Origin of the sequence: Prosthecobacter sp. (assembly GCF_044232965.1) — a bacterium.
Lineage (GTDB): Bacteria > Verrucomicrobiota > Verrucomicrobiia > Verrucomicrobiales > Verrucomicrobiaceae > Prosthecobacter.
Window position 1 is genome coordinate 1 of record NZ_JBIIKX010000008.1, and the last position, 26372, is coordinate 26372.

The 26372-nt window shown below is 61.7% G+C and carries 18 protein-coding genes; 9 read left to right on the forward strand and 9 right to left on the reverse strand.

Annotation, left to right across the window (positions count from 1 at the left end; genetic code table 11):
- From ACILSI_RS05225 to ACILSI_RS05240, 4 genes are all read right to left on the reverse strand, one after another.
- Positions 1-1811 (reverse strand): DUF1549 domain-containing protein (locus tag ACILSI_RS05225; RefSeq protein WP_395720796.1); only part of this gene is annotated, 1811 nt, incomplete at its 3' end.
- 16 nt (positions 1812-1827) lie between these two features.
- The gene (locus ACILSI_RS05230) at positions 1828-3141 is read right to left on the reverse strand and encodes a DUF1552 domain-containing protein (RefSeq protein WP_395720797.1); all 1314 of its coding nucleotides are present in this window, start codon (positions 3139-3141) and stop codon (positions 1828-1830) included.
- Positions 3142-3158: 17 nt separating this feature from the next.
- Entirely contained in the window at positions 3159-5684 is a 2526-nt protein-coding gene (locus ACILSI_RS05235; protein ID WP_395720798.1) for a DUF1592 domain-containing protein, read from the reverse strand.
- An 8-nt stretch (positions 5685-5692) separates the two neighbouring features.
- Positions 5693-7153: a DUF1501 domain-containing protein gene (locus tag ACILSI_RS05240; protein WP_395720799.1), complete on the reverse strand. Its 1461-nt coding sequence runs from the start codon at positions 7151-7153 to the stop codon at positions 5693-5695.
- Between the two features lie 88 nt (positions 7154-7241).
- Here ACILSI_RS05240 and ACILSI_RS05245 point away from each other — a divergent pair, with 88 nt between their 5' ends.
- The 5 genes from ACILSI_RS05245 (at position 7242) to ACILSI_RS05265 (ending at position 13214) form a co-directional block, all read left to right on the forward strand.
- Positions 7242-8201 (forward strand): LysR family transcriptional regulator, encoded by a 960-nt coding sequence (locus ACILSI_RS05245; protein WP_395720800.1) that lies wholly within the window; start codon positions 7242-7244, stop codon positions 8199-8201.
- Positions 8202-8317: 116 nt separating this feature from the next.
- Positions 8318-10378: a WD40/YVTN/BNR-like repeat-containing protein gene (locus ACILSI_RS05250; protein ID WP_395720801.1), complete on the forward strand. Its 2061-nt coding sequence runs from the start codon at positions 8318-8320 to the stop codon at positions 10376-10378.
- Complete coding sequence (locus ACILSI_RS05255; RefSeq protein WP_395720802.1) at positions 10371-11924, forward strand: right-handed parallel beta-helix repeat-containing protein; 1554 nt, start codon at positions 10371-10373, stop codon at positions 11922-11924. The genes ACILSI_RS05250 and ACILSI_RS05255 overlap by 8 nt, the downstream gene beginning before the upstream one ends.
- A gap of 75 nt (positions 11925-11999) precedes the next feature.
- On the forward strand, positions 12000-12905 hold the full coding sequence (locus ACILSI_RS05260) for a sodium-dependent bicarbonate transport family permease (protein ID WP_395720803.1): 906 nt from the start codon (positions 12000-12002) through the stop codon (positions 12903-12905).
- A gap of 6 nt (positions 12906-12911) precedes the next feature.
- Positions 12912-13214, forward strand: coding sequence for a P-II family nitrogen regulator (locus tag ACILSI_RS05265; RefSeq protein WP_395720804.1), 303 nt, complete (start codon positions 12912-12914; stop codon positions 13212-13214).
- Between the two features lie 63 nt (positions 13215-13277).
- On the opposite strand, the gene ACILSI_RS05270 is transcribed toward ACILSI_RS05265, so the two are convergent.
- Positions 13278-14156: a LysR family transcriptional regulator gene (locus ACILSI_RS05270; RefSeq protein ID WP_395720805.1), complete on the reverse strand. Its 879-nt coding sequence runs from the start codon at positions 14154-14156 to the stop codon at positions 13278-13280.
- Positions 14157-14240: 84 nt separating this feature from the next.
- On the opposite strand from ACILSI_RS05270, the gene ACILSI_RS05275 reads away from it, so the two are divergent.
- From ACILSI_RS05275 to ACILSI_RS05285, 3 genes are all read left to right on the forward strand, one after another.
- On the forward strand, positions 14241-15821 hold the full coding sequence (locus tag ACILSI_RS05275; RefSeq protein ID WP_395720806.1) for a proton-conducting transporter membrane subunit: 1581 nt from the start codon (positions 14241-14243) through the stop codon (positions 15819-15821).
- Between the two features lie 23 nt (positions 15822-15844).
- Positions 15845-18337 carry a YbcC family protein gene (locus tag ACILSI_RS05280; RefSeq protein WP_395720807.1) on the forward strand — a complete coding sequence of 831 codons (2493 nt, stop codon included), beginning with the start codon at positions 15845-15847 and terminating at the stop codon, positions 18335-18337.
- A 113-nt stretch (positions 18338-18450) separates the two neighbouring features.
- The gene (locus ACILSI_RS05285) at positions 18451-20727 is read left to right on the forward strand and encodes a bifunctional SulP family inorganic anion transporter/carbonic anhydrase (RefSeq protein WP_395720808.1); all 2277 of its coding nucleotides are present in this window, start codon (positions 18451-18453) and stop codon (positions 20725-20727) included.
- Positions 20728-20744: 17 nt separating this feature from the next.
- Here the strand turns inward: ACILSI_RS05285 and ACILSI_RS05290 are convergent, their stop codons facing one another.
- The 3 genes from ACILSI_RS05290 to ACILSI_RS05300 all read right to left on the reverse strand — a co-directional run bounded on the left by ACILSI_RS05290 (position 20745) and on the right by ACILSI_RS05300 (position 23809).
- Positions 20745-21443, reverse strand: coding sequence for a DUF1080 domain-containing protein (locus ACILSI_RS05290; protein ID WP_395720809.1), 699 nt, complete (start codon positions 21441-21443; stop codon positions 20745-20747).
- Positions 21444-21556: 113 nt separating this feature from the next.
- Entirely contained in the window at positions 21557-23029 is a 1473-nt protein-coding gene (locus ACILSI_RS05295; RefSeq protein WP_395720810.1) for a sigma-54-dependent transcriptional regulator, read from the reverse strand.
- Positions 23030-23086: 57 nt separating this feature from the next.
- Entirely contained in the window at positions 23087-23809 is a 723-nt protein-coding gene (locus ACILSI_RS05300; RefSeq protein ID WP_395720811.1) for an isoprenyl transferase, read from the reverse strand.
- A gap of 78 nt (positions 23810-23887) precedes the next feature.
- On the opposite strand from ACILSI_RS05300, the gene ACILSI_RS05305 reads away from it, so the two are divergent.
- Positions 23888-25141 carry a hypothetical protein gene (locus tag ACILSI_RS05305; protein ID WP_395720812.1) on the forward strand — a complete coding sequence of 418 codons (1254 nt, stop codon included), beginning with the start codon at positions 23888-23890 and terminating at the stop codon, positions 25139-25141.
- A 78-nt stretch (positions 25142-25219) separates the two neighbouring features.
- Here the strand turns inward: ACILSI_RS05305 and tatC are convergent, their stop codons facing one another.
- Positions 25220-26365, reverse strand: coding sequence for a twin-arginine translocase subunit TatC (gene tatC, locus ACILSI_RS05310; RefSeq protein ID WP_395720813.1), 1146 nt, complete (start codon positions 26363-26365; stop codon positions 25220-25222).
- Between the last annotated feature and the right edge of the window lie 7 nt (positions 26366-26372).

The window sequence follows — 26372 nt, forward strand, 5'->3', positions numbered from 1 at the left end:
GCATTGCGGCGCAGGCCTTCGGCGACATCGCGGTTGGCGTAGAGTTTGTTGGAGAGAAAGTCTTTGCCCGTGAGGACGAAGGGCGAGCTGTCTTCGATGAAGATGGCGCGGAGTTGCTGGCCTTCGGCGTCGGGCAGTGGATTCTTTTGCGCGGTGTGGACGCGATCGATGCTGACTTTCTCAAGCTCGGAGATGGGCAGGTTGAGTTCGTCAGCGGTGGGGACGCAGAGCTTGCGCAGGTGCTCGCGCCAGTTCTCGGCCCACAGCGCGTCCACCTCGCTGGCATAGAGATGATTGTAGATGTCGGCGATGTCGCGCAGGGATTTGGGCTTGGTTTTGCCGAAACTGCGGGCGACGGAGGGGATGAGTTTTTTGTCGGCGTTTTTGGCGTAGGCTTCGCAAAGCGCGGGTGCTTTGGCTGCAAAATCGGCTTCTGGCAGAGCGGAGAGTTCGAGCCATGGGGTGAAGAACTCGGGATGGCCTTTGACCCATTTGTCCCAGTTGGCGACGACGCGATTGTGAATGCCGTTGTTGAGTTTGCGGGGATCGAGGATGCCTGGTGAGACGTTTTTGTCTTTGTAGCTGTTGGTGAGCTTCGAATCGTGCGCGACGTGGAGGTAATCGCCGACACGGGAGCGGAGCGCACTGAATGAGCGCTCGGCCTCGAAGGCGACGACGCGGATGTATTCGGTGCGGGCGGCCTTGTTCTTCTCGGCGTATTCACGCACCTGCGGGCTGTCTGGCTGCGGCAAAGCGGGCTGAATCTCGGGCTCTTTGCTGCTCTTGAGGATGGAGTAGAGGCCGTAATAGTCCTTGGTGGTGATGGGCTCGAGTTTGTGATCGTGGCAGCGGGCGCAACTGATCGTGAGGCCCATCAATCCGCGACCGATGACGTCGATGGTATCATCGAGCATGTCGTCATCAAGGCGGCGGTCTTTGCGGCGTCCGATACCGAGGAATCCCATGCCCGCGAGCGTGCGCGTGTCTTTGGCGGTGTCGAGCTGGTCGGCGGCGATTTGTTCGAGCAGGAAGCGGTCGTAGGGCTTGTCCGTGTTGAAGGCGTCGATGACGTAGTCGCGATACGTGAAGGCGTTCGGATAGGTGTCATCGCCGTTGTAGATGCTGCCCATGTTGTCAGCGTAGCGCACGACATCGAGCCAGTGGCGTCCCCAGCGCTCGCCGTAGCGTTTGTCGGCGAGGAGTTTGTCGATGAGCTTCTCGAAGGCCTTCGGGTCGTTGTCAGCGGCGAAAGCGTTCACTTCCGCGTAGGTCGGTGGCACGCCGATCAGATCGAAATAAGCGCGGCGGATGAGGGTGCGCTTGTCGGCAGGTGCTTTGCCTGTGGTGCCGATGAGGGCGTCGAGCGACGCGGGTTTGGGGTCGATGATGGGTTGCAGCGACCAGTGTTTTTTGGCGTCTTCGAGGTGCTGCTCGATTTTCGTGAGCGTGCGTGGGCCGGAGCGTGGATCAGGTGCGCCCGCTTTGACCCAGGCCTCCAGATCGGCGATTTGCGCGTCACTGAGCTTCTTCTTCGGCGGCATCTGGAAGTCTTCGTCCTCCCATTTGACGGCTTTGAGGAGGAGGGATTTCGTGGGATCTCCAGGGACGATAGCAGGGCCAGTGTCACCACCCCTAAGGGTGGCTTCGGCGGTGTCGAGGAGGAGGTTGCCTTTCTGCTTCTTGTCCGCGGAATGGCACTCGTAGCAGTGCTCGACGAGGATGGGGCGAATCTTGTTTTCAAACAAGGCCGCATCATCGGCATGAGCGGAGACAGTGGCGATGAGTGCGATGAATGTGGCGAGTCGGAGCATACGATGGATAGATTACTCAGGCGAACTCGAGCCCCGTCAGCGTGCCGCTGCTGGAACTGAAACGGTCGGATGCGATCCCGGCGCGCTGGAGCATCGAGAGGTAGAGATTGCACAAGGGTGTGGAGCCAGCGCCGACGACGGGGGCGGGTGTTTTGGCGGCGGGCTCTATCACGGCGGCGGCTATGCTTTCGATGTAGGGCTTGTTAAAGGTGAGGTGCTGGCCGTGTTTGAAGCCGCCACCGGCGAGAAGCACTGGGAGGTTGGCGGTCGAGTGCGAATTGCCGTCTTTCAGATTGCTCGTGATGAGGACCATCGTGCGGTCGAGCATGTGGCCGCCGGAGCCTTCCTGCGCGGCTTTCAGCTTGGTGAGCAGTCCGCCGTAGGCTTGCAAAAGCTCGACCTCCACCTGGCGGCAGGCTTCGAGCTTCTTCGGCTCTTTGCCGTGATGCGAGAGGTCGTGGTGGTCGCCGAAGGTCTTAATGGTGATGGCGCGAGTGGAGTCGGTGACGAGCGCGAGGTAAATCATGTCGAACATGAGCTGGAGCTTCTTCTGTTGCTGGCCGGGACCGGCGATGTCCGCCGGCGCGGTGCCGGGCGCTTTCGGCTTCGGACGGTTCACCCATTCGCCGGACATCTGGAGCTGCCGCTCCACGTCGCGCACGGACTCGAAGTATTCATCCAGCCGCGCACGGTCTGCGGCGGTGACGCGGTTGCCCAGCCGCTTCGCCTGGTCGCCCACGAAGTCGAGCATGCTGCGGCCGGTGCCGATTTTGCGGAGTTCCTCGGTCTGCTGCGCGGGTGTGCTGGCGAGGAAAAGTTTGGCGAACACTTGCGAGGGCCGGTCCACGGCGGGGATGTTCACGCCATTGCCGGTGTAGGAAAGGCTACCGTTGTAAGTGGTGAGGACGAGGCTGTCGTAGCGTGTCTGGCCGCGGAAGTGCGTGGCGAACTCCTGGTCGAGCGAGATGGTGTTCTTGAGGTTGTAGGAGTAGTCGGGATACGGCGCGCCGGTGAGCATCACGGCCTCGGCCTTGTGCCCGCCGCCGCCGGTGTTCGGATGACTGAGGCCGGAGATGATGGTGAAGTCGTCGCGCACCGCCTTGAGGTGCTCCAGATGCGGCGTGAGCGCGTAGTCGCGGCCCGCGGAGGTCGGCACGAAGACTTGCGGATCGAATCCAAACGGCGTGCCGATGGCGACGAGTCGGCGCGGGTTCGCGACGGCGGGTGCGGCGGCGGTCGCGATGGCCTTCGTCATGGATTCGAGGAAAGGCAGCGCGAGCGAGATGCCGGTGGTGCGCAGGAAGGTGCGGCGGTTGAGTGGTGCGTTCATGAGGATGGGTCGGCGGTTTACTTGCGGGTGAATAGTTCGCTCTGAATCACGCCGTGCAGCAGCGTCCGGAGACCGTAGTGGTTTTTCTTTGCGGAGGCCACGATGGCGTCGAGCGCCAGGATGTCGCCGGGCTCGGTGTGATGGCCGGTGGAGAAAGTGACGAGCTTCGCGGCGATGCAGCGTGCCACCGCATCCGATTGCCGGAGCGTGAGTTTCTTGAACTCCTTCGGGCCCACAAAGCGGCTGTCATCGAGGAGACTGCCGCTGGCATCCACGGCGGCACCGATGCGGTATTTCACCTTGCCGCCCTCCACGTTCAGCACCTTCACCTCCGTGCCCGTCTCGGTGGTGCGGTAGGCCTCGCGCCATTGGCCCACGGGGTCGAAGGCTTCGAGCGCAAACCCCGGCGGATCGATCTGGCGGTGGCACGAGGCGCAGGTCTCGCTGTTCTGATGCTTCGCGAGTTGCTCGCGGATGGTCGTCGAGCCGCGCGTGTCGGGCTCGATGGCACCGACGTTCGGCGGCGGCGGCGGTGGCGGACGGCCGATGATGTTGTCCAGCACCCACGCGCCGCGCAGCACCGGCGAGGTGCGCGAGCCGTTCGCGGTCACTTTCAGCACACTCGCCTGCGTGAGCACACCGCCGCGCACGCTGTCCGCCGGCAGGGCCGTGCGCCGCATCTGAACGCCGTCCACCGCTGGCAGTCCGTAGAATTCCGCGAGGCGGCTGTTGAGATAGGTGAAATCGGAATCGATGAGCTGCAGCAGGCTGCCATCCGTCTTGAGCAGGTCGGTGAAAAAAAGGCGCGTCTCGGAGGCGATGGATTCGCGCAGCAGTCCGTCCACTTTGGAGCTGTAAACGATCTCGTAATACTCGGGGAAAAGTTCCTTGTCGGGCATCGTGGCATCGAGGTCGCGCAGGTGCAGCCAGTGGTCGAGGAAGTCGTTCACAAACGCCTGCGAGCGCGGCGAGGTCAGCAGGCGTTCCGTCTCGCGGCGCAGCACCTCGGGCTTGCGCAATTCGCCACGGTCAGCCACCGCGCGCAACGCATCGTCGGGCGCGGAACGGGTGAGGAAATACGCCAGCCGCGAGGCCAGCGCGTGATTCGAGAGCGGGCCGGGCTCCTCGACGAGGAACAGAAAATCCGGCGAGCACAGCGCGGTCTGATACGCCTCCAGCATCGCCGACTCGAAGCATTCCTTTTGCTCCCAATGACGCGCCGCGATGGCGAGGTAGGGTGCCACTTCCTCCGCCGTCACGGGACGACGAAATGCACGCGCCAGAAATCCGGTGAGCAGTCGCCGAGCATCGGCCTCGGGATTGCCCGACACAGGCGTGAGCTTTTCGGAGTAGCGCAACGGCTGCAACGGCAGGACGGTGTCCTTCGGCAGTGACTTGAAGGGCTTCAGTTCCACGTCGCCAAACAGTCGCTGATGCCCCACCGGCGGCCACGTGTCCTGGAGCGGGCCCTCCACTTCGATCCACTCGATGCCGAGCGCGAGTCCCTGCGGTGGCGTGCCATCCTTGGCCGCATATTGGCCCAGCTTCCGCTCGCGCCGCGCCTTGTTCAGCAGATACGGCGCGATGATGACCGTGTCGCCCGGACCGAACCAATGCTCGGCCTCGACGACACCCGGCTGGTCCGCCGGTGCATCGAAGTAGCCGAGAAGCTTTTTGCTCCGCGTCGTCTTCATGGCAAACGCCAGACTGCGGCCCTGCGCGTCATGCGTGAAAGCCGACACGCGCAAGCGATAGCGGCCCGGCGAGGCCTTAGTCATCTCGGCAAATTGAAATGACTGGATCGGCACCTCGATGTGCGGCTCGGAGAAAAAATGCAGGCTGCCATCGCGCACATGAATCATCGGCTTGTTGTTCGGGTGGCTGAGCGCTCCGCCCTTCTGCTCCTTCTCATCCGAGAACGTAAACTTCCGCGTCACCACCTCGGGCCGGGCACCGCGCACGAGGGCGGCTTGCAGCGCCGTCTCCGCAGCCTCCATGTAACGCTGAATGTGGACCGGCGAGATGCTCAACGCCGCGGACGCCGTGTCGAAGCCATCGGCGGTGTCATCCTCCGGCAGCAAGTCCTGCAGCGGCGTGGTGATGCCGAGCAAATCGCGGACGGTGTTCTCATACTCCAGCCGGTTCAGGCGGCGGATGTGCGTACGCCCCTCGGCCCGGCGGGCCTTGGCTTCCGCTGCGAGCGTGACTTTGATCTCCTTGAGCACATAAGCGGTTTCTGCCTGTGGCGGGCGCGGCTTTTTAGGCGGCGGCATCTCCCCAGCCTCCAGCCTGGAGAGAATGCGGCCCCATTTCTTAGCTGCTTCGGAAGGGTCGAGCGATTCGAGGTTGTCCATGCGGAACTTGCCCTTCTGCGTGTCGGAGTCGTGGCAGTCGTAGCAGTTCGTTTCAAGGAATTGATGGGTGTTGGGAGTCGGCGCCGCATGCACGGTGGTCCAACTCAACGAGCCGAGAGAGAGTAAGGCGAGGACGCTGGTAACCAAGAGAGGTCCGCCGTTCGCGAATGGATGACGGTGAGGGAACATGGATCGTTTCATGCCAAAACACCCTTCACGACATGCCCATACACATCGGTGAGGCGGAAATCGCGACCGGCATACCGATACGTCAGCCTCTCGTGATCAAAGCCGAGCAGGTGCAGAATCGTCGCGTGCAGGTCATGCACCTCGACTTTGTCATGCACGGCTAGGGCACCGAAATCATCCGTCGTGCCATACACGGTGCCGGGCTTTGAGCCGCCACCGGCCATCCACATGCTGAAGCCACCGGCGTTATGATCGCGGCCGATGCCTTTCTTCTTTGCGACGTCGTTGTTGTCACTCGTCGGTGTGCGGCCGAATTCGCCGCCCCAGATGATGAGCGTTTCCTTGAGCATGTCACGCTGCTTGAGATCGGTGAGCAGGGCGTGCAGGGGCTGATCAGCGGCAGAGCAGAGTTCGCGATGACGTTCGTCATTCAAATCATGCGTGTCCCAGTTGTTGTGATAAACCTGCACGAAGCGCACGCCGCGCTCGACGAGGCGACGCGCGAGCATGAGCTGGCGGCCCATCTCGGTGTCGCCGTAGAGATCGCGAACCGATTTCGGCTCACGGGTGAGGTCGAAGGCATCGGTGGCCTCGACCTGCATGCGGAAGGCCGTTTCAAAGGCGCTCACGCGACCTTCGAGCAGGGCATCGCCCGGATGCTTCTGCGCGAAGTCCTCGTGCATCTGACGCATGAGGTCGAGCTGGCGGCGCTGTTCACGCAGGGAGGTGGTGCCGCTGCGGATGTGCTCGATCATCTTAGTCACCGAGGGGTCTTTGGTCGGAATGCCCGTGCCGCCGCACCACGCGGGCAGGAAGGCATTGCTCCACTGCTTGTCCCCGCTGCTCGTCGTGCCATTCGGCGACAGCGACACGAACCCCGGCAGGTTTTGATTTTCCGTGCCAAGGCCATACACGGTCCACGATCCCACGCTGGGCCGCACGCTGGCAAACTCGCCGGTGTTCATCACGAGCTGCGCTGGCTCATGCACACTCGTCTTCGTATGCATGGAGCGGATGACGCACAGCTCGTCCGCATGCTGCGCGAGCTTCGGGAACAGCTCGCTGATCTCCATGCCGCTCTGGCCGTGCTTCGTGAACTTGAAGGGGGAGCGTTGGAGCTTTCCGCTGAGCCGTCCCATGCCGCTGGCGACTTCCCCAGCGGCTTTTTGATAGTCCTTCATCACCTCATCGGCCATTTTGCCGTGATACTTCTCCAGTGCGGGCTTGGGATCAAAGGTGTCCACCTGCGAAGGCCCGCCCTCGCAGAAGATGTGGATCACGCGCTTCGCTCTGGCGGGAAAATGCGGCTTCTTGGGTGCCAGCGGGGACAAGGGTGCGGCCTCCGCCGCCATGCCGAGTTCCTGCAGCATCGAGGCCAAACCAAGACCGCCGAGGCCGAAAGCACTGCGCGTGAGAAAATCACGACGCGTGGAGATGGGACGGGTGCTGGAGCAGAGACGGGGATTCATGATCGAACAATACGCTGCGGTGGCCCATGATTTTCGTGACCATGCGCCAAAACTTCCTAACGTGCTTTAGTCCCAGCCTAAAGCCATCATGTCCTCTCCACGCCGCTACTTTAAAGAACTTCGCTTCCGCCAGCTCCGCGCCCTCGTCGAACTGGCCCGCAAAGGCAGCTTTACCGCCGTGGCTGAGACGTTGCAGATGTCCGTGCCCTCCGTGTGGCAGCAGATCAAGGCGCTGGAGGATGAGTTTGGTGCTGCGATGGTGCAGCAGTCCGGCAAAACCGCTGTGCTCACTCCGCAGGGCGAGTTGCTCGTGCAATTGTCGCAGCCACTCGTCGAGAGCTTCGACCGAATTCGCGAACTCTTTGCCGATCAGAACCAAAAACTCGCCCGCCGCATCACCGTGGCCACCACGGCCAGCCTCCTACTGCACGAACTACAAAAGCCGCTCGAACTCTACCGCAAACGCCATCCTGATGTGCAACTCTCCTTCATTGACCGCCCGTCGACGATGGCGCGCAAACATCTCGAAGACGGCGAAGCGGATGTCGCCGTCGTCGGCCAGATCAACGCGCCACAACATCCACGCATCGCAGCCGCGCCCGTCACTGCCTATCCCTTCGTGCTCGTCTGCCCGGAAGGCCATCCCCTCCTCAAAGCAAAGACCCTAAAGCTCGCTGACCTCATCAAACAGCCGCTCGTTCTGCCGGGCACAGGCGCCAACTCACGCCGCCACGTTCAAGATGTCTTTGAAGCCGCTGCACTCTGGCAAAAGGCCAACGTCGCCCTCACCGCGAGCACCTTCGATATCGTCGTCGGCTATGTGCGCATGGGCTTCGGCATCAGCGTCACCTCCGTGAGCCCCATGATCCTCAAAGAAGCCGCCCAAGGCCACAGCAGCTATCGCGGCGTCGCCTTCCGCGATCTTTCGAAACTCTTTGGCCGTGAGGAGGTCGTGGTGCTCCATCGCAAAGCCAAAGTCGAGCTGCCACATCAACGAGCGTTTCGTGAGATCCTAGTGAAGGCGATGAATTCAGGGGCGCCGACTTGAGTTTAACTTCCATAACTCCGCAAAGCCCCCTGCTCTGGGCCTGCCCGCTCGCCAAGAAGGCTTCGTCAGCCGATTGCTGAGAGTGACGACGGTTTCTCAGGCGTTTGATCAGGCTTATGCGTCTGCTTTCTCTTCTCTTGATCACCACTTCAGCCTTGGCGGTGGAAACCTGGCACCCTTTTGGCCCCGGCGGCGGCGGCTGGATTGAAGATGTCGTCGCTCATCCCACGAACCCGAAGGAAGTCTGGGCCATGACAGATCTCAGCGGCTTGTTTCGCTCGGAGGATGCGGGAGTCACTTGGCGGAAGATGTCCGCCGACGTGGAGCGTGGTGTCGTCGCGAGAAAACAAATCACGTCGCACAACCGGCAGTTCGCCATCGATCCGGTGGACTCGAAGCACCTGTATTGGGGCGTCTGCGGCATGATCTGGGCCTCGCACGATGGCGGCGTGTCATGGCAGGCCGTGTTTGGCACCGCACCGAAGGTGGGCGACGACAAAACGCCGCATCTCGGCCATGCGATGGCCGTTTCGAAAAAGGGCGAGGTCGTCGCGCTCGATCACGACAGCATCCTGCGCCTCTCACGCGATCACGGTGCCACTTGGACAGAGTTGTCGAAGCCGCCGGTGGCAAAGAACTCCGCCGACACGCCCGCGTTTCCGCTCTTCCTCGCCGATGACACGCTCTGCGTCTCGTGCCGACCCTCGCCAGGCCTCGCGGTGTCGCGTGATGGCGGCAAGACGTGGCAGCTTCAGCTCACCGAGAGCATCATTTTGAATGCGCAGGCCACACCGGAAGGCGCGGGCGTGTTTGCGTTCGACTCGAACGGCAAACTGCATCGCAGTGTCGATGCGGGAGCGAGCTTCACGATGATCAAAGAGGTGCCGCACAAATGGGAGCCGGGCTTGCGATTCGCAGGCGGCCTGGCGGTCGCGAAAGGCGGCAAGGTGATGCTTTGGTCGCTCGGGCAGCTTGTGGTGAGTAGCGACAACGGCGAGACATGGACGCGCCATCGCATCGAGACGAACTGGAACCGCGGCAGCTATCCAGGCATGAATCGCTACGCCTCGCCGGAGGGCAAATGCAGCGCGCTCGCCGTCACCGCCGATGGTTCGATATGGTTGAAGTGCGACAGCTCCCTCATGTGCAGCAGCACGGACTTCGGCGTGAGCTGGACGGGCAGCACCGTGGGCTTGCAGATCCTCTGCTACTTCCAAGGCCCCGCCATCAGCCCGCATGATCCGCAGCAGGCGATAGTCGCAGCGCTCGATCAAGGCGTCTTCAAAACCGAAGATGGTGGCGCATCATGGAAACCGATGCGCATTCAAACCGACTGGTGGAACGACGACTGGCAAAACCACGACGGCAGCGTCGTCAAAGCGCATCCGGAGCTGCCAAAAACCTGGTTTGCCATCATCCACGGCCACGGAGGCACACGGCATCCGCGTCTGCATCGCACGGATGACGGTGGCGCGACGTGGAAGCTCGTTTTGGACATCAAAGAGCAGTTTGGCGGCGAATGGGGCAAGTGGCTCGACGACAGCGAGATGGGCGATTTGTGCTTCGATCCCTCGAACGCCGATGTGATGCACCTTTGCAACTACCAGCTCGGTGTTTTCAAAAGCATCGATGGTGGCAAGACGTGGAAGCACACGCTGAAAACGAAGAACGGCCTCAGCCTCGTCACCAGCCCCAGCGGCCAGCATGTGTATCTGCAATGCCTCAAACGCACCGGCCTCTACGCCAGCCATGATCGCGGCGAGACGTGGGAATTCGCCCACGCCGCCGATGGCGTGGACGGACTCGCCCATCATTCCAAAGACGAAACCACCCTCTTCATCAGCGACGGCCAGCACGAGAACTACTGGAGCTACAAAGGCTCGCGCCCCGCCAAGCTCCTCAAAAGCACCGACGCAGGCAAAACATGGACACAACTCGCCGCACTCGACAGCGGCCCGCTCTACATCGATCCCGTGAAGCCCGAGATCATGCTCATGAGCACCCTCCACGGCGGCAAAGGCATCCTCCGCAGCACCGATGGCGGCCAGACGTGGCACGACTTCCATCACGACGCCCCCAGCTACACCGCCCGCGGCTTCACCTACGGCGGCACGCCCGGCAGCGTGATCTACCACATGTTCGGCAACATGGCCCGCACGACACATCTTCATGAATAAGGCACTTCCATTCCTCCTGCTCGTCACGAAGCTCGCCGCATCGGACACCACCACACCCGGTGAGGTCACCACGCCGTTTCCGACGATCAACCATCTCGCTGTCGAATGGCAGATTGAGGGCGATGACGATCTCGACGCGACTTGTGAGGTGAAAGTGCGAAAAGAAGGCGAAACGGCCTGGCGCGATGCCGAGCCCTTGCGTCGCGTTCCCGCGGGGAAGAGCCAAAAGACCTCGCCGATCTTCACTTGGACGAATCGGCTCAGCGGCAGCGTGTTCGATTTGGAAGCCGGAACGAGCTACGAGATCGAATTGAAGCTCAGTGATCCCGATGGCGGTTCGGCGACGAAAATCGTGAATTGCTCGACTCGGCCGGAACCGATCGTAAAAGCCGATGCGGTGCTCAAAAACGGCTCGAAGGCTGATTTGAATGCCGTGAAGCCCGGCGAAGTGCTTTTGCTGGCCGATGGCGATTACGGCGCGGCCACGTTCAATCGCGATGGCGAGCCTGGAAGGCCGATTGTGTATCGCAGCACGAGCGGGAAGGCTGTTTTCAGCGAGATCAGCCTCACGAATCGGAAGTGGGTGTATCTCGAAGGCGTCACCGTGAACGGCCCGGTGCGCTTGAATGGCTCGGAGCATTGCGTGGTGCGGCGTTGCCGCATCAACGCGCAGTTTGGCGTCAAGGCTTACAAACCCGGCATGGTGAATTGCTGCATCGAGGACAATGTCATCACCGGCATCCGCGAATGGAAGCCGGAGATCATGGGCGCGGGCGGTGACAACGAGGGCGAGGGCATCCAGTTCACCGGCAGCGGCAATGTGATCCGCCACAATCGCGTCAGCGGCTTCCGCGACTGCATCAGCCACATGGAAGACGACGGCGCAGCACCGCAGATGTGCAACGACATCCTCAACAACGATGTCAGCGCTGGCCTCGATGACGGCATCGAGGCCGATTTCGCCCTGAACAACTGCCGCGTGATGCGGAATCGCCTCACGAACTGCTTTGTCGGCATCTCCTCGCAGCCCGGCCTCGGCGGCCCGAACTACTTTCGGCGCAACGTGATGTTCAACATCATCCTCGAGCCCTTCAAACTGCACCGCTTCAGCCAGGGCGATGTCATCCAGCACAACACCGTCGTGAAAGCCGGCGACGGCCTCGGCATTCACACCAGCGAGCCGTTTGATCATGCCGTGATCACCCACAACCTCTTCATCGGCGGCAAACCACCCGAAGGCGTGAAATACGGCGGCTATGGTCCCGGAAGAGGTCGCGCCGTCGATGCGCAGAGCTTGGGCGATCACTGCGTCATCGACCACAATGCCTACGCCGTGCTCGGCATGCCCTTCGAAGGCAAAATCCGCTCCTGGACCTTCCAAAAGCTCCCCGGCACCGATTTCGAAAAACACGGCCGCGAGGTCCAAGTGCCCGTTTCACTCCCCGAAGACCCCGCAAAGCTTTACGAGGCTCCAGACCTCTCCGCGCTCACGGAAGCCGGAGCCTATGCAGGCGAAAAAGTGCCGGTGTATGGCCCGAAATCTTGATTTGACCAAAGCGAACGATTCGGCCCAAAACATGAATTGGAAAGAATCCTGCTCTGGAGGCATGAAAACGCGCTCATGGACCTCCTCACTGCCATTCAATCGAATTTGCTCAGCCCTGCCGTCTTGTTTTTTGTGCTCGGAGTCTTCGCGGCGGTGTCGAAGAGCGATTTGAAGTTCCCCGAGTCGCTCTACACGACGCTGACGATCTATTTGCTCACCGCCATCGGGTTCAAAGGCGGTGTGGCGATCCATGAGGCGGGGCTCGGAGCGGTGTGGTTGCCGGCGCTGGCGGCGATGGGGCTTGGAGGGTTGATTCCGTTGTGGACTTACCCGGTGCTGCGGAAACTGGGCAAATTCAGCGTGGCGGACGCGGGCGCGATCGCGGCGCACTACGGCAGCGTGAGCGCGGTGACCTTCATCGCGGCGACGAACTTCCTCAAAAGCATCCATGAGCCGTTCGAGAACTATGCGTCGGCCTTTCTCGCGGTGATGGAATCGCCTGCGATCATCGTCGGTGTGATGCTGGGCAAGGGCGTGCTGCTGCTCATCGGCGCGATGGTGATCGGCTCGCTATGCGGGAAGCGCGGCATGGAATCGGTCGAGGGCTTCTTTGTGACGCCGTTTCAAGGTGTGCTGGCGCTGTTTCTTCTCGAAATGGGCATGGTGGCGGGTCGCAGGCTCGGTGATTTGAAGAAGGTCGGGGTGTTTTTGCTGCTGTTCGGTGTCACCGCGCCTTTGGTGCATGGTTTCGCGGGTGTGCTGCTCGGCGGCTGGGTGGGGCTGAGTGTCGGCGGGGCGACCTTGCTCGGCGTGCTGGCCGCGAGCGCGAGTTACATCGCGGCTCCGGCGGCGGTGCGTCTTTCGGTGCCGGAGGCGAATCCGACCTATTCGCTCACCGCCGCGCTGGCCATCACGTTTCCGTTTAATATCAGCCTCGGCATTCCGTTGTTCTACGAGGCCGCGAAACTCCTCCACGCCTGATCCGCCATGAACCTGCATCCCATGAAACTCGTCACCATCATCTGCGAAGCCGTGCTGGAGGAGCGCATCGTCGAGGTGCTGCACGAATGCGGCGCGCACGGTCACACCGCCTTCGATGTGCGTGGCAGCGGTCGCCAAGGCTCGCGCAGCGCCGATCTCGTCGAGAGCGGCAATGTGCAGATCGAGGTCATCGTGAAGCCATCGGTGGCGGAAGCACTGCTTTCGCGCCTGCATCGGGAGTTTTTCCAAGACTACGCGATGGTCGCGTATGAGAGCGAGGTGCAGGTGATGCGGCCGGAGAAGTTTTGAGTACGTTGTTCACGCTTTAGCGTGGGATCACGTTCTGCACGCTAAAGCGTGAACAACGTACATTTAGCGCTTCTTCGTCATCAGCTCGCGGAGAATCGGATTCGGGAAGCGGCGGCTCGGCGTGATGGCGTAGAAGCTTTCTTTGATCTGGGGGAAGCGGTGGCGCTCGACGAGGGTGCCGCTTTCGAGTTCATCGCGCACCACGACGGGTGGCACGAGGGTGACGCCATTCGTTTCGCGGGCCATCAGGCGGAGCATGGCCATGTCATCGACTTCGGCGGCGATGATGGGACGGATGCCGGTTTGATCTATGAGCACGTCAAAGGCGGCGCGGATGCTGCTTTCGAGGCTGGGGAGGACGATGGGCGTTTTGCGCAGGTCTTCGGGGAAGCGAAACGGCTTCATGCCGCGGGTTTTGTGGCCGACGAGGCTCACGGGTTGCTCATCGAGCAGATGACTGTGCCAGCCGGTCTCGGCATCGCGGCGCACGGGCGTGTTGGAAAGCACGACATCGAGGGTGTGGGCCTGGAGTTGGGCCAAAAGCTCGCGCAGGGTGCCGGAGTGGATGATGAGCTCGACGTCGTCGCGGGTGATGAGCGGTCGCAGGAAGGTGAGTTGGAAGTTGCGCGACAAATTCGACGCCGCGCCGACGCGGAGGAAGCCACGGCTGCGTTTGGCGCGGTTTTGCAGCAGGTCGGTGAGTTCCTCGCCGCTGCGGAAGATGGAGTCGGCATACTCGAGCGCGATCTGACCGGCCTCGGTGAGCATGAGGGCCTTGTGTTTTCGCTCAAACAGCGGCTGGCCGAGATTTTCCTCCAAACTGCGAAGCTGCACGCTGAGGGCCGATTGTGAGAGCTTCAGGTGCTTCGCGGCCTTCGTGAGGCTGCCCTCATGGGCGATGGCGCGGAAGTAGCGGAGGTGATGGTAGTTCAAAAAGGCCATGACGGCATGCTTTTAGCAAAGCGAACGATTCCTGGCAAAACATGAATTGGAGAGAAGCGAGGCCGGGGAGCATAAACTGCGCCCGTGAACTCCACTCTCCCCATGACGACCCTCGCCCAGACCTCGCCACAGATGCTCGAAGCCCCCGAATGGATGACGCCGCTGGTTTTTGTGGCCGCGGTGATCGCGGGAACGATGATTCGGCAGGGACGTCAGGCTGCGGAAGGCGCGACGTGGGTGGCGCGGTTGTTTTTTGTGACGGCGCTGATCCTCGCGGGCGGTGTGGCGCTGGCGGGGCCGATGCGGCTGGAGTTTGCGGCCTGGGGCCCGGCAAAGCTCGCGCTGCTGGTCGATCCGCTGTCCTCGCTGATGTTCCTGCTGGTGAGCTTTCTCGGCATCGTGGTGACACGCTACGCGGTGAACTACCTCGACGGCGATGCGCGGCAGGCGACCTTCTCGCGCTGGCTGGTGCTGACGCTCACGAGCGTGCTGGTGCTGGTGCTTTCGAGCAATCTGCTGCTCTTCACGGCGGCGTGGATCGCCACGAGCCTGAGTCTGCATCAATTGCTCACCTTCTACCGCGAGCGGCCGGCGGCAGTGATCGCAGCGCGGAAAAAATTCATCATCAGCCGGCTGGCGGACGTGTGCATGATCACGGCGCTGGTGCTGGTGTTGCGCGGTCATGGCACGTGGGAGTTTCATGAGCTCTTCGCGAATCCTGCGGGGCAGCACTCGGGCCTGGTGGCCGGTTTGCTCGTCGCGGCGGCGATGCTGAAGTCGGCACAATTTCCCTTCCACTCCTGGCTGCCGGATACGCTGGAGACGCCCACACCTGTCTCCGCGCTGATGCACGCAGGCATCATCAATGCAGGCGGCTTCCTCATCGTGCGGCTGAGCCCGCTGGTGACGCAATCCTCCACGGCGCTGAACACGCTGGCGCTGCTCGGAGCCTTCACCGCGCTGTTTGCGAGTGTGATCATGATGACGCAGACGAGCATCAAGAAGTCGCTCGCATGGTCCACGGTGGCGCAGATGGGCTTCATGATGCTGCAATGCGGCCTCGGCGCCTTCGCGCTGGCGATGATGCACATCGTGGCGCACTCGCTCTACAAAGCGCATGCCTTCCTGAGCAGCGGCAGCGTGGTGAATCTCGCGAAGTCGGCGTGGACGCCGGTCGGACGGCCGGCGGCGCATCCGCTGGTGGTGCTCGGTTCGCTCGCGGTGTCGATCGCGATCGGTTTGGGTGTCGCGGCGGCGTTCAGCTTTGATCTGGCGAATGATCCGGGCCAGGTGCTGCTCATCGCGGTCTTCATCATGGCGATGTCTCACCTGCTGTGGACGCTCTGGAGCAGCAGCATGCGGCAAAGGCTCATCCTGCGCGGCATCGGCCTCGTCGCGGTGGCCACGGCAGCGTGCTTCGCGCTGCATGCGGGCTTTGAGCACCTGCTCGCGGCCAGCGTGCCGGCCTACGCGCCGCTGCGCAGCGGCGTGGAGCACGCGGTGATGATCCTCGTGGCGCTGCTCTTCCTCGCGGTGCTCGTGTTTCAGTCGCAACTGCCCGCCTGGGCCTCACGCCCGGCCTTCCAGCGCCTCTACGTGCATGCCAGCAATGGCTTCTACCTCGGCACGCTCTTCAACCGGATCACGCAGAAACTCATCGCCTGAAACACCTCACGCCTCCCCTTTCTATGAACACCACCCTCGACGCCGCGACCGAAGCTCTCGCCATCAACAAGCCCGTCGTCCTCGCGGACAAGCCGAACTGGCTGCGGCATGCTCGCAATGCCTGCCTGCGCGTGCCGCCGCTGTGGCCGCTGCACAGTTTTGTGGCCGTGAATCCCTTCGTGGGTCTCACCGGCCGGCCGTTTGCGGAGGTGTGCGGCCTCATGCAGCGCGTCACGCACGAGAGCATGCTGATGAGCGTGGAATACTTCCGGAAGCAGTTCGCCAGTGGCCGGATCACGTCACAGGACCTCACCGCCGCGATCCAGCAAAGCGGCGCGGAGATCAGCACCGCCGATCTGCTCGCCTGGATGAAAAATCCCGAGCCGCAGCCGCTCGCGGGCCTGCAAAGCCTGGCCGACATCGCCACGACGCGGTTTGGCGGTCGCTGGAGCACGCTGATTACGGAGGAGATCTCGAAATGGTGCGCGGCTTACTTTGACGAAGGTCAATCGGCCTGGCGCATGCCGTGGAAGAAGCAGTCGCTCTTCGCTGCGTGGCGGCAGGCGGCGCTGGTGGACGCCACGCCGGAGCTCGTCGGCTTCAAAGGCTTCCGCAAAGTCGTCACCGGCCTGCCGGAGAGCACCGCGGACGCGGTCAGCATGATGCTCGACCTGCTCGGCGTGCCCGCGGCGAAGGTGGAGGACTACCTGCACCGTCTTTTGATGACGCTGCCCGGCTGGAGCAGCTACGTGCAGTATCAGGTGCGTGACAAAGCGATGCACGGCACGCACGATGAATCGCTGCTCGACCTGCTCGCGGTGCGGCTCGCGTTTGAGACGCAGCTCGCGCGGCAGTTTGAGGATGCCGACCTCAAAGGCGAGTGGCTGCAAAGCTTCGCCTTCGAAAAAGCCGTGTCGCAGGATAAACAACTCCTCTGGCATGCCGCGCTCGAACTCGGCTTCCAGCGTGAGCTTTGCACCAAGATCACGCAAAGCGCCGCGCAGGCTCCGAGCGAGCCCAAAGTGCGCCCCGCGGTGCAGGCGGTGTTTTGCATCGACGTGCGCTCCGAGGTCATGCGGCGCTCGCTCGAGGCCGCATCGCCTGAAATCGAGACGATGGGCTTCGCGGGCTTTTTTGGCATGCCCATCGAATACATCCCCTTCGGCCAGCGGCATGGCAGCTCGCAGGTGCCGGTGCTCTTCACGCCAAAGTATCGCATCCGCGAGCATCTGCCGCAGGCCACGCCCGAGCAGGAAAAAGACGCGCGGCGGAAGCTGCAGGTCGGTCGCCGTGTGGCGCACTCGTGGAATGCCTTCAAAACCTCGGCGGTGAGCTGCTTCAGCTTCGTCGAGGCCGCTGGTGTCGGCTTCGCGTGGAAACTGGTGAAGGACGGCTTTCAACTCGGCAAACACGACTCACACAGCTGCTCCTCCTGCGCCGCGCCGAATCTGCACGAACACAAACGCCTCATCCCCGATCCGCTCGATGACACGCAGGCCGAGGCCGGCATCCCGCCGGAGGACCAGGTGCAGCTCGCTCTCGGTGCGCTGAAAAACATGGGCCTCACCTCAAATTTCAGCCGCCTCGTCATGCTCTGCGGCCACGGTAGCAATACCACGAACAATCCGTATGCCGCCGGGCTCGATTGCGGTGCCTGCGGAGGTCACGCCGGCGATTCGAATGCCCGCGTCGCCGCCGCCATTCTCAATCAACCGATGGTCCGCAGCGCGCTGGAAGGTCACGGCATCCGCATTCCGCAGGACACGCGCTTCATCGCCGCGCTGCATGACACCACCACGGATGCGATCACGATCTTTGATGCCGACAAAGTGCCGCTCTCGCATGAGACCGATCTTTTGCAGCTCCAGCTCTGGCTTGAGGAAGGCTCGAAACGCTGCCGCCAGCAACGCGCCGCCAGTCTCGGCCTCGCCAGCGCCGAGGAGGCCGAGCTCGACCAGCTCATCCACCAGCGCAGCCGCGACTGGGCGCAGGTGCGGCCCGAGTGGGGCCTCGCCGGCAACGCCGCCTTCATCGCCGCGCCCCGCGAGCGCACCCGGCACCTCAACCTCGGCGGACGCGTCTTTTTGCACAACTACCGCCACAGCGCCGACACCACCAAGAGCACGCTCGAGCTCATCATGACCGCGCCCATGGTCGTGGCGAACTGGATCAACCTCCAATACTACGCCAGCACGGTGAACAACCGCCTCTGGGGCAGCGGCAACAAGGTCACGCACAACGTCGTCGGCACCTTCGGCATCCAGCAAGGCAATGGCGGCGACCTCCAGGCCGGCCTGCCGCTGCAAAGCGTCCACAACGGCGAAACCTGGATGCACGAGCCTGTGCGCCTCAGCGTCCTCATCGAAGCCCCCCGCACCGACATCGACGCCGTCATCGCGAATCACGAAAGCGTCCGCCAGCTCGTCGAAAACGGCTGGCTCCACCTCTTCGCCATCGAGGACGAGGGGCGGGTGATTGTGCGGCGCACGGCAGCTGCTGGCTGGTTGGACGCGTAGTGGCGGCCGCCACAGGCATCATTTGTGGCGCTTAGGCATGGTTAGAGATGATCGAAGTGACGCTTTGAAAGAGTGGAATAGTCAAACAGACCGTCCACAGTGTACCTTCCATCATGCCACACAACCAAGCGCCTCTCTCCGTTACTCTGCCCAAAGACATCACTGCGAGCATCGCGGTGTTTCTCGTGGCACTGCCGCTGTGTCTCGGCATCGCGCTGGCGTCGAATGCACCGCTGTTTGCAGGTTTGATTTCCGGCATCGTCGGCGGGATTGTGGTGGGCATCCTCAGTGGCTCTCACAAGAGCGTGAGCGGCCCGGCCGCCGGTCTGACCGCCATCGTGGCGGCGCAAATCGCGGCGCTGGGCAGTTTTGAGGCGTTTTTGGCCGCGGTGGTCATCGCGGGCGCGATTCAGGTTTTGATGGGCACCTTCCGCCTCGGCTTCATTGCCTCATTTTTCCCGATGAGTGTCATTAAGGGGCTGCTGGCGGCGATCGGTCTCATTTTGATCCTGAAACAGATTCCGCACGTTTTCGGCCATGACTCTGACGCGGAGGGCGAGATGAGCTTTGACCAGCCGGACCATGAAAATACCTTCACCGAGCTCTTTGCGACGCTTTCCGACATTCTGCCCGGCGCGGCGCTGATCGGCATCGCCTCGGTCTTGTTCCTCCTGGCATGGGACAAGGTGAAGGTGCTGAAAAAGCTGCCGGTGCCCTCCGCACTGATCGTGGTGCTCGTGGGTGTGGCGATCAATTTGATCCTGCGGAAGATGGGTCACGCGTGGGAGGTGAAGGCCAGCCACCTCGTGCAGGTGCCGGTGGCGGCGGATGTGAAGGCCTTCCTCGGCTTCCTTCAGTTCCCCGATGTGGAGCATTTCAGCAATCCACTCGTATTCAAAGCGGCGGTCACCATCGCGCTCGTGGCCACGCTGGAGACGCTGCTCAATCTGGAAGCCGTCGAAAAGATCGATCCCGATCAGCGCCAGGCACCACCGAACCGCGAAATGGTGGCGCAAGGCGTGGGAAATATGCTCGCGGGCTTCATTGGTGGCCTGCCGATGACAAGCGTGATCGTGCGCTCTTCCGTGAACATCAATGCGGGTGGCCGCACGAAACTCAGCGCCATCCTGCACGGCGTTTTGCTGATCGTTTGCGTGATGACGGTGCCGCACTGGCTCAATGAGATTCCACTTTCGGCGTTGGCGGCCATTTTGATCGTCACGGGCTTCAAACTGGCCAGTCCGAAGCTCTTCAAACAAATGTGGAGCGAGGGCCGCAGCCAGTTCCTGCCCTTTGCGATTACCATCGCCGCCATCGTCCTCACCGATCTGCTCACCGGTGTGCTCATCGGCCTCGGCATCAGCGTTCTCTTCATCCTGCACAGCAACCTGCGCCGCCCGCTGCGCAAGATCATCGAAAAACACAGCTCGGGCGATGTGCTGCGCATCGAGCTGGCGAACCAGGTGAGCTTCCTCAACCGTGCCTCCTTTGAAAAAGCCCTGCACGAAGTCCCGCGCGGTGGCCGCGTGCTCATCGACGCACGCAACACCGACTACATCGACCCGGACATCCGCGATCTCATCGCCGACTTCCGCGACAAGACTTCCCAGGCGCACGGCGTCGAGGTGGGCTTTCTCGGTTTGAAGGAGCACAACATCAGCGGCGATCAGATCCAGTTCGTCGATTACACCACCCGCGAAGTGCAGAGTGGCCTCACACCTCAAGCTGTGCTGGAAATTCTCCGCGCTGGAAATCAGCGCTTCCTCAGCGGAGAACGCATCGAGCGTGATTACAGCCGCCAGATCACCGGCACATCGTCAGGTCAGTTCCCGATGGCGGCGGTGCTTGGCTGCATTGATTCGCGTGCGCCAGCGGAAGTCGTCTTTGACCTCGGTCTCGGCGACATCTTCAGCGCCCGCGTGGCTGGAAACATCGCCACGAGCGAACTGCTCGGCAGTTTGGAATACGCCTGCGCCGTCGTGGGGGCAAAGCTCGTCGTCGTGCTCGGTCACACGAGTTGCGGCGCTGTCAATGCCGCCGTCGATCTGCTCGTGGCGGCGAAAAAAGCCAGCGAGGCCACACCTTGCGCGAATCTTGATGGCCTCGTCACCGAGATTCAGCTGGCCATCAATCCCGCCACGCTCAAGAAGCCCGATCAATGGGTCCCCGGCGAAAAAGCCGCCTACACGAACGAAATCTCCCGCCTCAACGTCATCCAGACCATCCACGCCATCCGCAAGCGCAGTAGCACGCTGAACAAGCTAGTTGAGGAAGGCAAAATCGCCATCGTGGGGGCACTCTATGATGTAAGCAGTGGAGAGGTGAGTTTCTTCCAGACCTCTGAATCAAGCGCCTCGCCACTGCCAGTGCCAATGGTCACCACTGTATGAGTGGTGACTAAACTCCGTCATGGGATCGGTTTGATGAAGATGTCCTTGTAAAAGACAGTGCTCTTGGGGTCGTGGCCCTGGAGGGCGATGGTGCCTTCGGCGAGCTTGCGACCGGGCATGTTTTTCAGTTCTTTGGCGGGATCCCAGCCTTCAGGCTCGGTGAAATCGACGGTGGTTTCGCCGTTGACCTTGAGGGTGATGTGCTTGCCTTCGACCTTGATGTGGTAGTCGAACCATTCGTCGTCCTTGCTCGGGGCGAGCGGGACTTTGATGTGCTTGCCGCCTTCGGGTTCCTTCTGGCCTTCGAGCAGGGCGAGGATGTTGATGACCCCGTAGAGACTGCCGGTTTTCTTGGGGTCGGTGTGGGTGCTGTTGACCTGGCACTCGTAGCCGGCGTCAGGCCAGCCTTTGTCCTGGTATTTGGTGTGGATGTAAACGCCGCTGTTGGAGCCAGCGGTGGTTTTGACCTTGAGCTTGAGCTCGAAACTCTGGAATTTGGCCTCGCCGTTTTCGCCGACGTAGAAAAGGTGGGCGCGGCCGCCGCTGACTTTCAGGAGGCCGTTTTCGACGGTGAAGCAGCCGGGGACTTCCTCGTTGGATTTCCAGCCGGTGAGGTCGTTGCCGTTGAAGAGGGATTTCCAGCCGTCGTTATCGGCAGCGAGAGCGGATCCAAGGGTGAAGGCCGCGAGGGCGGTGAGTGTCAGTTGTTTGATCATAGAGAGGCGGTTTTAACGTGAACGGGAAAGGCTGTCTAGCGGGTGAATTGGAAAGACGGACGTCGTGACGGTCCCTGCATGCTCCGTCAGGCAGAGGCGGTTTTGGCCAACACTCAACTGGCCTTTTTGGTCTTCTTCAAGACGGGCGTAATGGTCTGACCGTCGAGAGCGGCTTTTTTCACGGCGGGAGCGCTGAGGTGTCCCTCAAGGGCGGCAGTGTTCACGCCGAGAAATTTGGCGGTGCGGTCCGCATCTTCTTCGAAGTGACGGTAGGCCAGCCGGGAAAGCTCGCGCTCGACCCAGGGCAGCAACTCGATGTCGGGCGTTTTTTCCGCCACACTGACGAGCATACTCAAGGCATCGCGCATGCGAGTGACTGTGCTGGTGGGGGAGTGATGACGCGAACCTTTGCTGCCGAGGGGGATGTCGGAGGGCAGGAGCACGTCGGAATTGCACAGGGCACAGGCGCGCTGGATGGTGTTTTCTAGCTCACGCACGTTGCCGGGCCAGTCATAGGCGTCGAGAATGTCGAGCGCATCGTCGGTGAAGCGCATCTGCGGACCGCGACGGCGGGCGGAGAGCCGATGGAGGAAGAACTCGGCGAGCAGGCGTACGTCCTCGCGGCGCTCACGCAGCGGTGGGATGTGAATGCGAACGACGTTGAGGCGGTAGAACAAGTCTTCGCGGAAAGTCCCCTTAGCGACCTCTTCTTCGAGGTTCTTGTTGGTGGCGGCGAGGACGCGCACGTCGGTTTTCAGCGTTTGATTGCTGCCGACGCGGGAATACTGCCCCTCCTGCAGCACGCGCAGCAGCTTGCTCTGCACGGCTAGTGGCATGTCGCCGATTTCGTCCAGGAAGAGCGTGCCGCCGTCGCATTGCTCGAAGCGACCGACACGCTGGTTCACCGCGCCGGTGAAGGAGCCTTTCTCGTGGCCAAAAATTTCGCTTTCAATGAGGTTGTCGGGAATGGCAGTAACGTTGATTGCTGCGAAATCCTTCTGTGCACGGGGGCTGAACTTGTGGATGGCTCCTGCGACGAGTTCCTTGCCGCAACCGCTCTCTCCGGTGATCATGACCGGGGCGTCGGAGCGTGAGACGCGTCCGATGAGCTTGAAGACCTCCTGCATCGGGATGGAGCGGCCGATGATCGTCTCCTGAATGGACTCCGTGGGCACTTCGGCGGTCTGGGCGCGGGTGGCCCGGCGGGCCTCAATGGAGGTCAGGGCGCTTTCCACCACGGTTCGGAGCTCGTAGGGCAGGCGCTCTTTCCCAAGCACGTCGTAGGCACCGAGACGCATGGCCTCAATAACGTGACTGGTGGTAGCAGTGCCGCTGAAAAGAATGACCATGGACTGCGGGTCGCTTTGGCGCAGGCGTTTGAGGAGCTCAATGCCGGTGGTGCCGTTGAGACGAACTTCGCAGAGCAGCAGGTCCGCCCGTTTTTTCAGGTAGGATGCGAGAGCTTCCTCCGCTCTTTCGAAGGTGCTAATGGAAACACCTGGGGCTTTTAGGTGTGCTGCTGCCCAGGCAAGGAAGTCGGCATCTGGATCCACGATGATCAGGTGGGTGTCCGGGAGTTCAGGCATTGGCGCTTGTTGGGTGGCGGGGCTTATCGCAGAAATAGTGGGGTAGGTCAACCATCGTCATACGCCGCCGAAGCGGCGCTGGCGCTGGTGAAAGTCGCGGATGGCGTTCTTTAAATCTTCTTTGGAGAAGTCCGGCCAGTATTTTTCGGTGACGTAAAATTCCGTGTAGCTGAGCTGCCAAAGCAGGAAGTTCGACAGACGCATCTCACCGCTGGTGCGGATCATGAGATCAGGGTCGGGGTAGTAACGTGTGTAGAGGTGTTTGCTGAAGACCTCGGTGTCGATCATGGCCTTGTCGAGGTGGCCGCTTTCGATGCTCTGCAGCAGGCTTTTCACCCCGTCGATGATTTCCTCCCGTCCGCCGTAGCTGAGGGCAAGAATCAGTGTAAGGCCGGTGTTTTGCGCGGTGGCCTGGATGCAACGGTGCAGCTCGTTCTGGCAGGACTCCGGCAGATCGTGCAGTCGGCCGATGGCCTGGAGGCGCACGTTTTGCTTCATCATCAGGGGCAGTTCGCCGCGTAGAAAAAGCTCCAGTAGTTTCATGAGCGCCTCGACTTCACGCTTCGGGCGTTTCCAGTTTTCCGAGGAGAAGGCGTAAAGTGTGAGGTGTTCCACGCCGATCTCGCCACAGCACTCGACGACGCGCCGAACGGTCTCAGCACCCATGCGATGCCCCTCAGTGCGTGGCAGGCCGCGTTCCTTCGCCCAACGGCCGTTGCCATCCATGATCATGGCGATATGGCGGGGGACGGGCTTTAGATCATCGGGGGGACGGCTCATGCGGGCACTGAATCTACCGTGGTGTGTTCTCCGCACAACCAGTTCGCGGTTTTCAGGCGCATGCGCTAGTTTTTCGGCATGAACCATCCCGGCACCACCGCCAGCCTGATTTGCCCGGCCTGCGGGCAGGCATTTCTCACCATGCAGCACAGCATGGAGGGGGTGACACAGTGCCCGCACTGCGCGCACAGCGCTCCACGCGCGCATTTCGGCACGCAGTCCCAAGTGGCGGGTGTGACGCAGGTGCGCCGACGTGTTGCCCAGGCTCAGCCGCCACAAAGCAGCCCGTTGCCCGCGGTTCAACCATCGTCCCTGTTTGCCGCGCCTACACCGGCGGCCTGGCCTGGATCAGCACCCGCACAGGTGCCAGCGCACTCACCCTTCATCACACGCAACACCTTGCAGCATTCGGAAGCGCTCATGCCATTGGGGGAGCCGCCACCTGAGATGGAGTACACTGTGTCTTCGCAAATGAATGGCATGTCGTGGCGAGGCGCATTTATCCTGCTGACACTGGTGATCGTCTGCGGGGCGGCGGGCTGGATTTGGTGGGATCAAGCTCATGCGCCTGCCTTTGTGCCCAAAGTGTCCGCTCCTACCACGATACCGCCTGCTGTGTCCGAGGTGCGCAGGGGGCAGCAGCCCACTCAGGCGGAAACAAGCGCCGCTAAGATCGATCTGCCTGACACGGCGGCCTACGCTGCGGATGCGAAGGCTTTGGTCAATGAGCTGCTCGCCGCCGACACACCTGAGCGCCGCGCCGCATGTGTTCACGAGGCCGGACAGCATACGGCGGAGATGGAGGCGTTGTTTGGCGCGAACGTGGTGGAACGAATCGAGCTGCGGCTGCTGGCGCGCATTCCGGGGCTGCCGCTGATGCTTCCAGGCGGCCAGCCAGTGCCGATTTTCAAGCTCGCCACCTCCAAATGCACGGCAGGGGCCATCATCCGCCTGGCCACCGGTGTGGATGGCAGGCGTCGCATCCATTGGCCGACATTTTATGAAACGCATGAGGGCAGCCTGGAGGCATTTCTCAAACAGCCAGGGGCTGAGACCGCATGGTTTCACGTCGGCCTGCGTCCCAACCACGGTCTGGATATTCCTGCCGAACTCCGGGCCAAATACCTCACTTTCGACATACAGACCACCGCCACGAGCGAACCGCGCTTCGTGGCCTGCGTGGAACGAGACACGCCGCTGGGCCGGTTTATGGATCGCGAAACAGATTGGGGCCGGGCCTACCTCTCGCGCCTGCTCGTGCGTCGCCTCGACATCGAAGCAGATGCGCCCTGCTTGGTCATCGTTGATTGCGAGGGCGCTACCGAGCGCTGAGCGGCTGAAGTAGGGGAAGGCGTGAGCCTTTCGCCGGGCAAGCGGCAGACTCACGTCTGCCGCTACTGGCCTTCAAACTCACTTTGGCGCGTCACCGGAGCGCTTCTCGTCCTCACGGGCCAGTTCTTCCAGGGTCATCTCGCGGGTAGGCATTTCGGCCGGGTCCTCGTCAGGCATCTGGGAGCTTTGGTCCTCGCCGTGGTCTTCCTCCTCCTCGGTGGGTTTTTCGACCTCGGGCGGCGGAGCGGACGGAGTGGCGGCAGGCGTCTTGTAGTCGTCGTCCTTGTCCTTGTCGTCGTCATCGTCGGCGGCTGACCACGGATTGTAGTTCTCGTTGTCCCAGTCATCGCTGACGGCTGCATCCAGTTCCTTTTCGTCCTTCTCGAGCTGGGCGTAGTATTCCGGGTAGGCGGCCTTGTCCTTCTTCTCCATGAAGTAGGCCAGCCACACACAGATGCCGTAGAGCACATAGAGAGGCCCGGACATGAGCAGGAGCGTCAAAATATCCGGCGTGGGCGTGATGACGGCTGCGAAGAGCATGATGCCGACCAGAGCGTGCCGCCAGGTGGACTTCATGATCTTGAAGTTCAGGAAATCGAGCTTCACCATCGCCATCACGATCACCGGCAGCTCAAAGGAGATACCAAAGACCAGGATGAAGCGGGTGGAGAAGGTGACGTAGTTGGAAAGCGTCCAGTCCTGCCGTGAGCCGACCGTTTTGGCGAACTCGTCGAAGAAGCTCAGAGCCTTCGGCAACACCACCGCGTAAGCGAAGGCGGCGCCGGTGAGGAACAAGCCGGTGCCGATACCGATGGCCGGGAAGAGCAGCTTTTTCTCGTTTGGCTTCAAGCCGGGCAGGATGAACTGCAGCAGGAAAATGAGCAGCAGCGGGAAGGAGATGATGATCGCCGTGATGAGCGACACATTGATCGCCATCATGAACGGGCCGGCCACATCGATGTTTTGCAACAGCAGACTCGCGCTGGCCTCGTCCTTGGCCAGTCCGGCAAAGATCAGCGGGAGCTGAATGGCGCGGAACAGCTCCTTGTAGAAGACAAACGTGCCGATGGTCGAGACCACGAGTGTGATCGCCATGCGCACGATCATCGTGCGCAGGTCTTCCAGGTGCTCAATGAAGGGTTTTTCCTCATCCGTGCCGCCGCTGAGGTTCAGCGCGACTTTTTCGCGGACTTTGAAGACTTTTTGAAGAATGCCGGACCACATGGGAGTG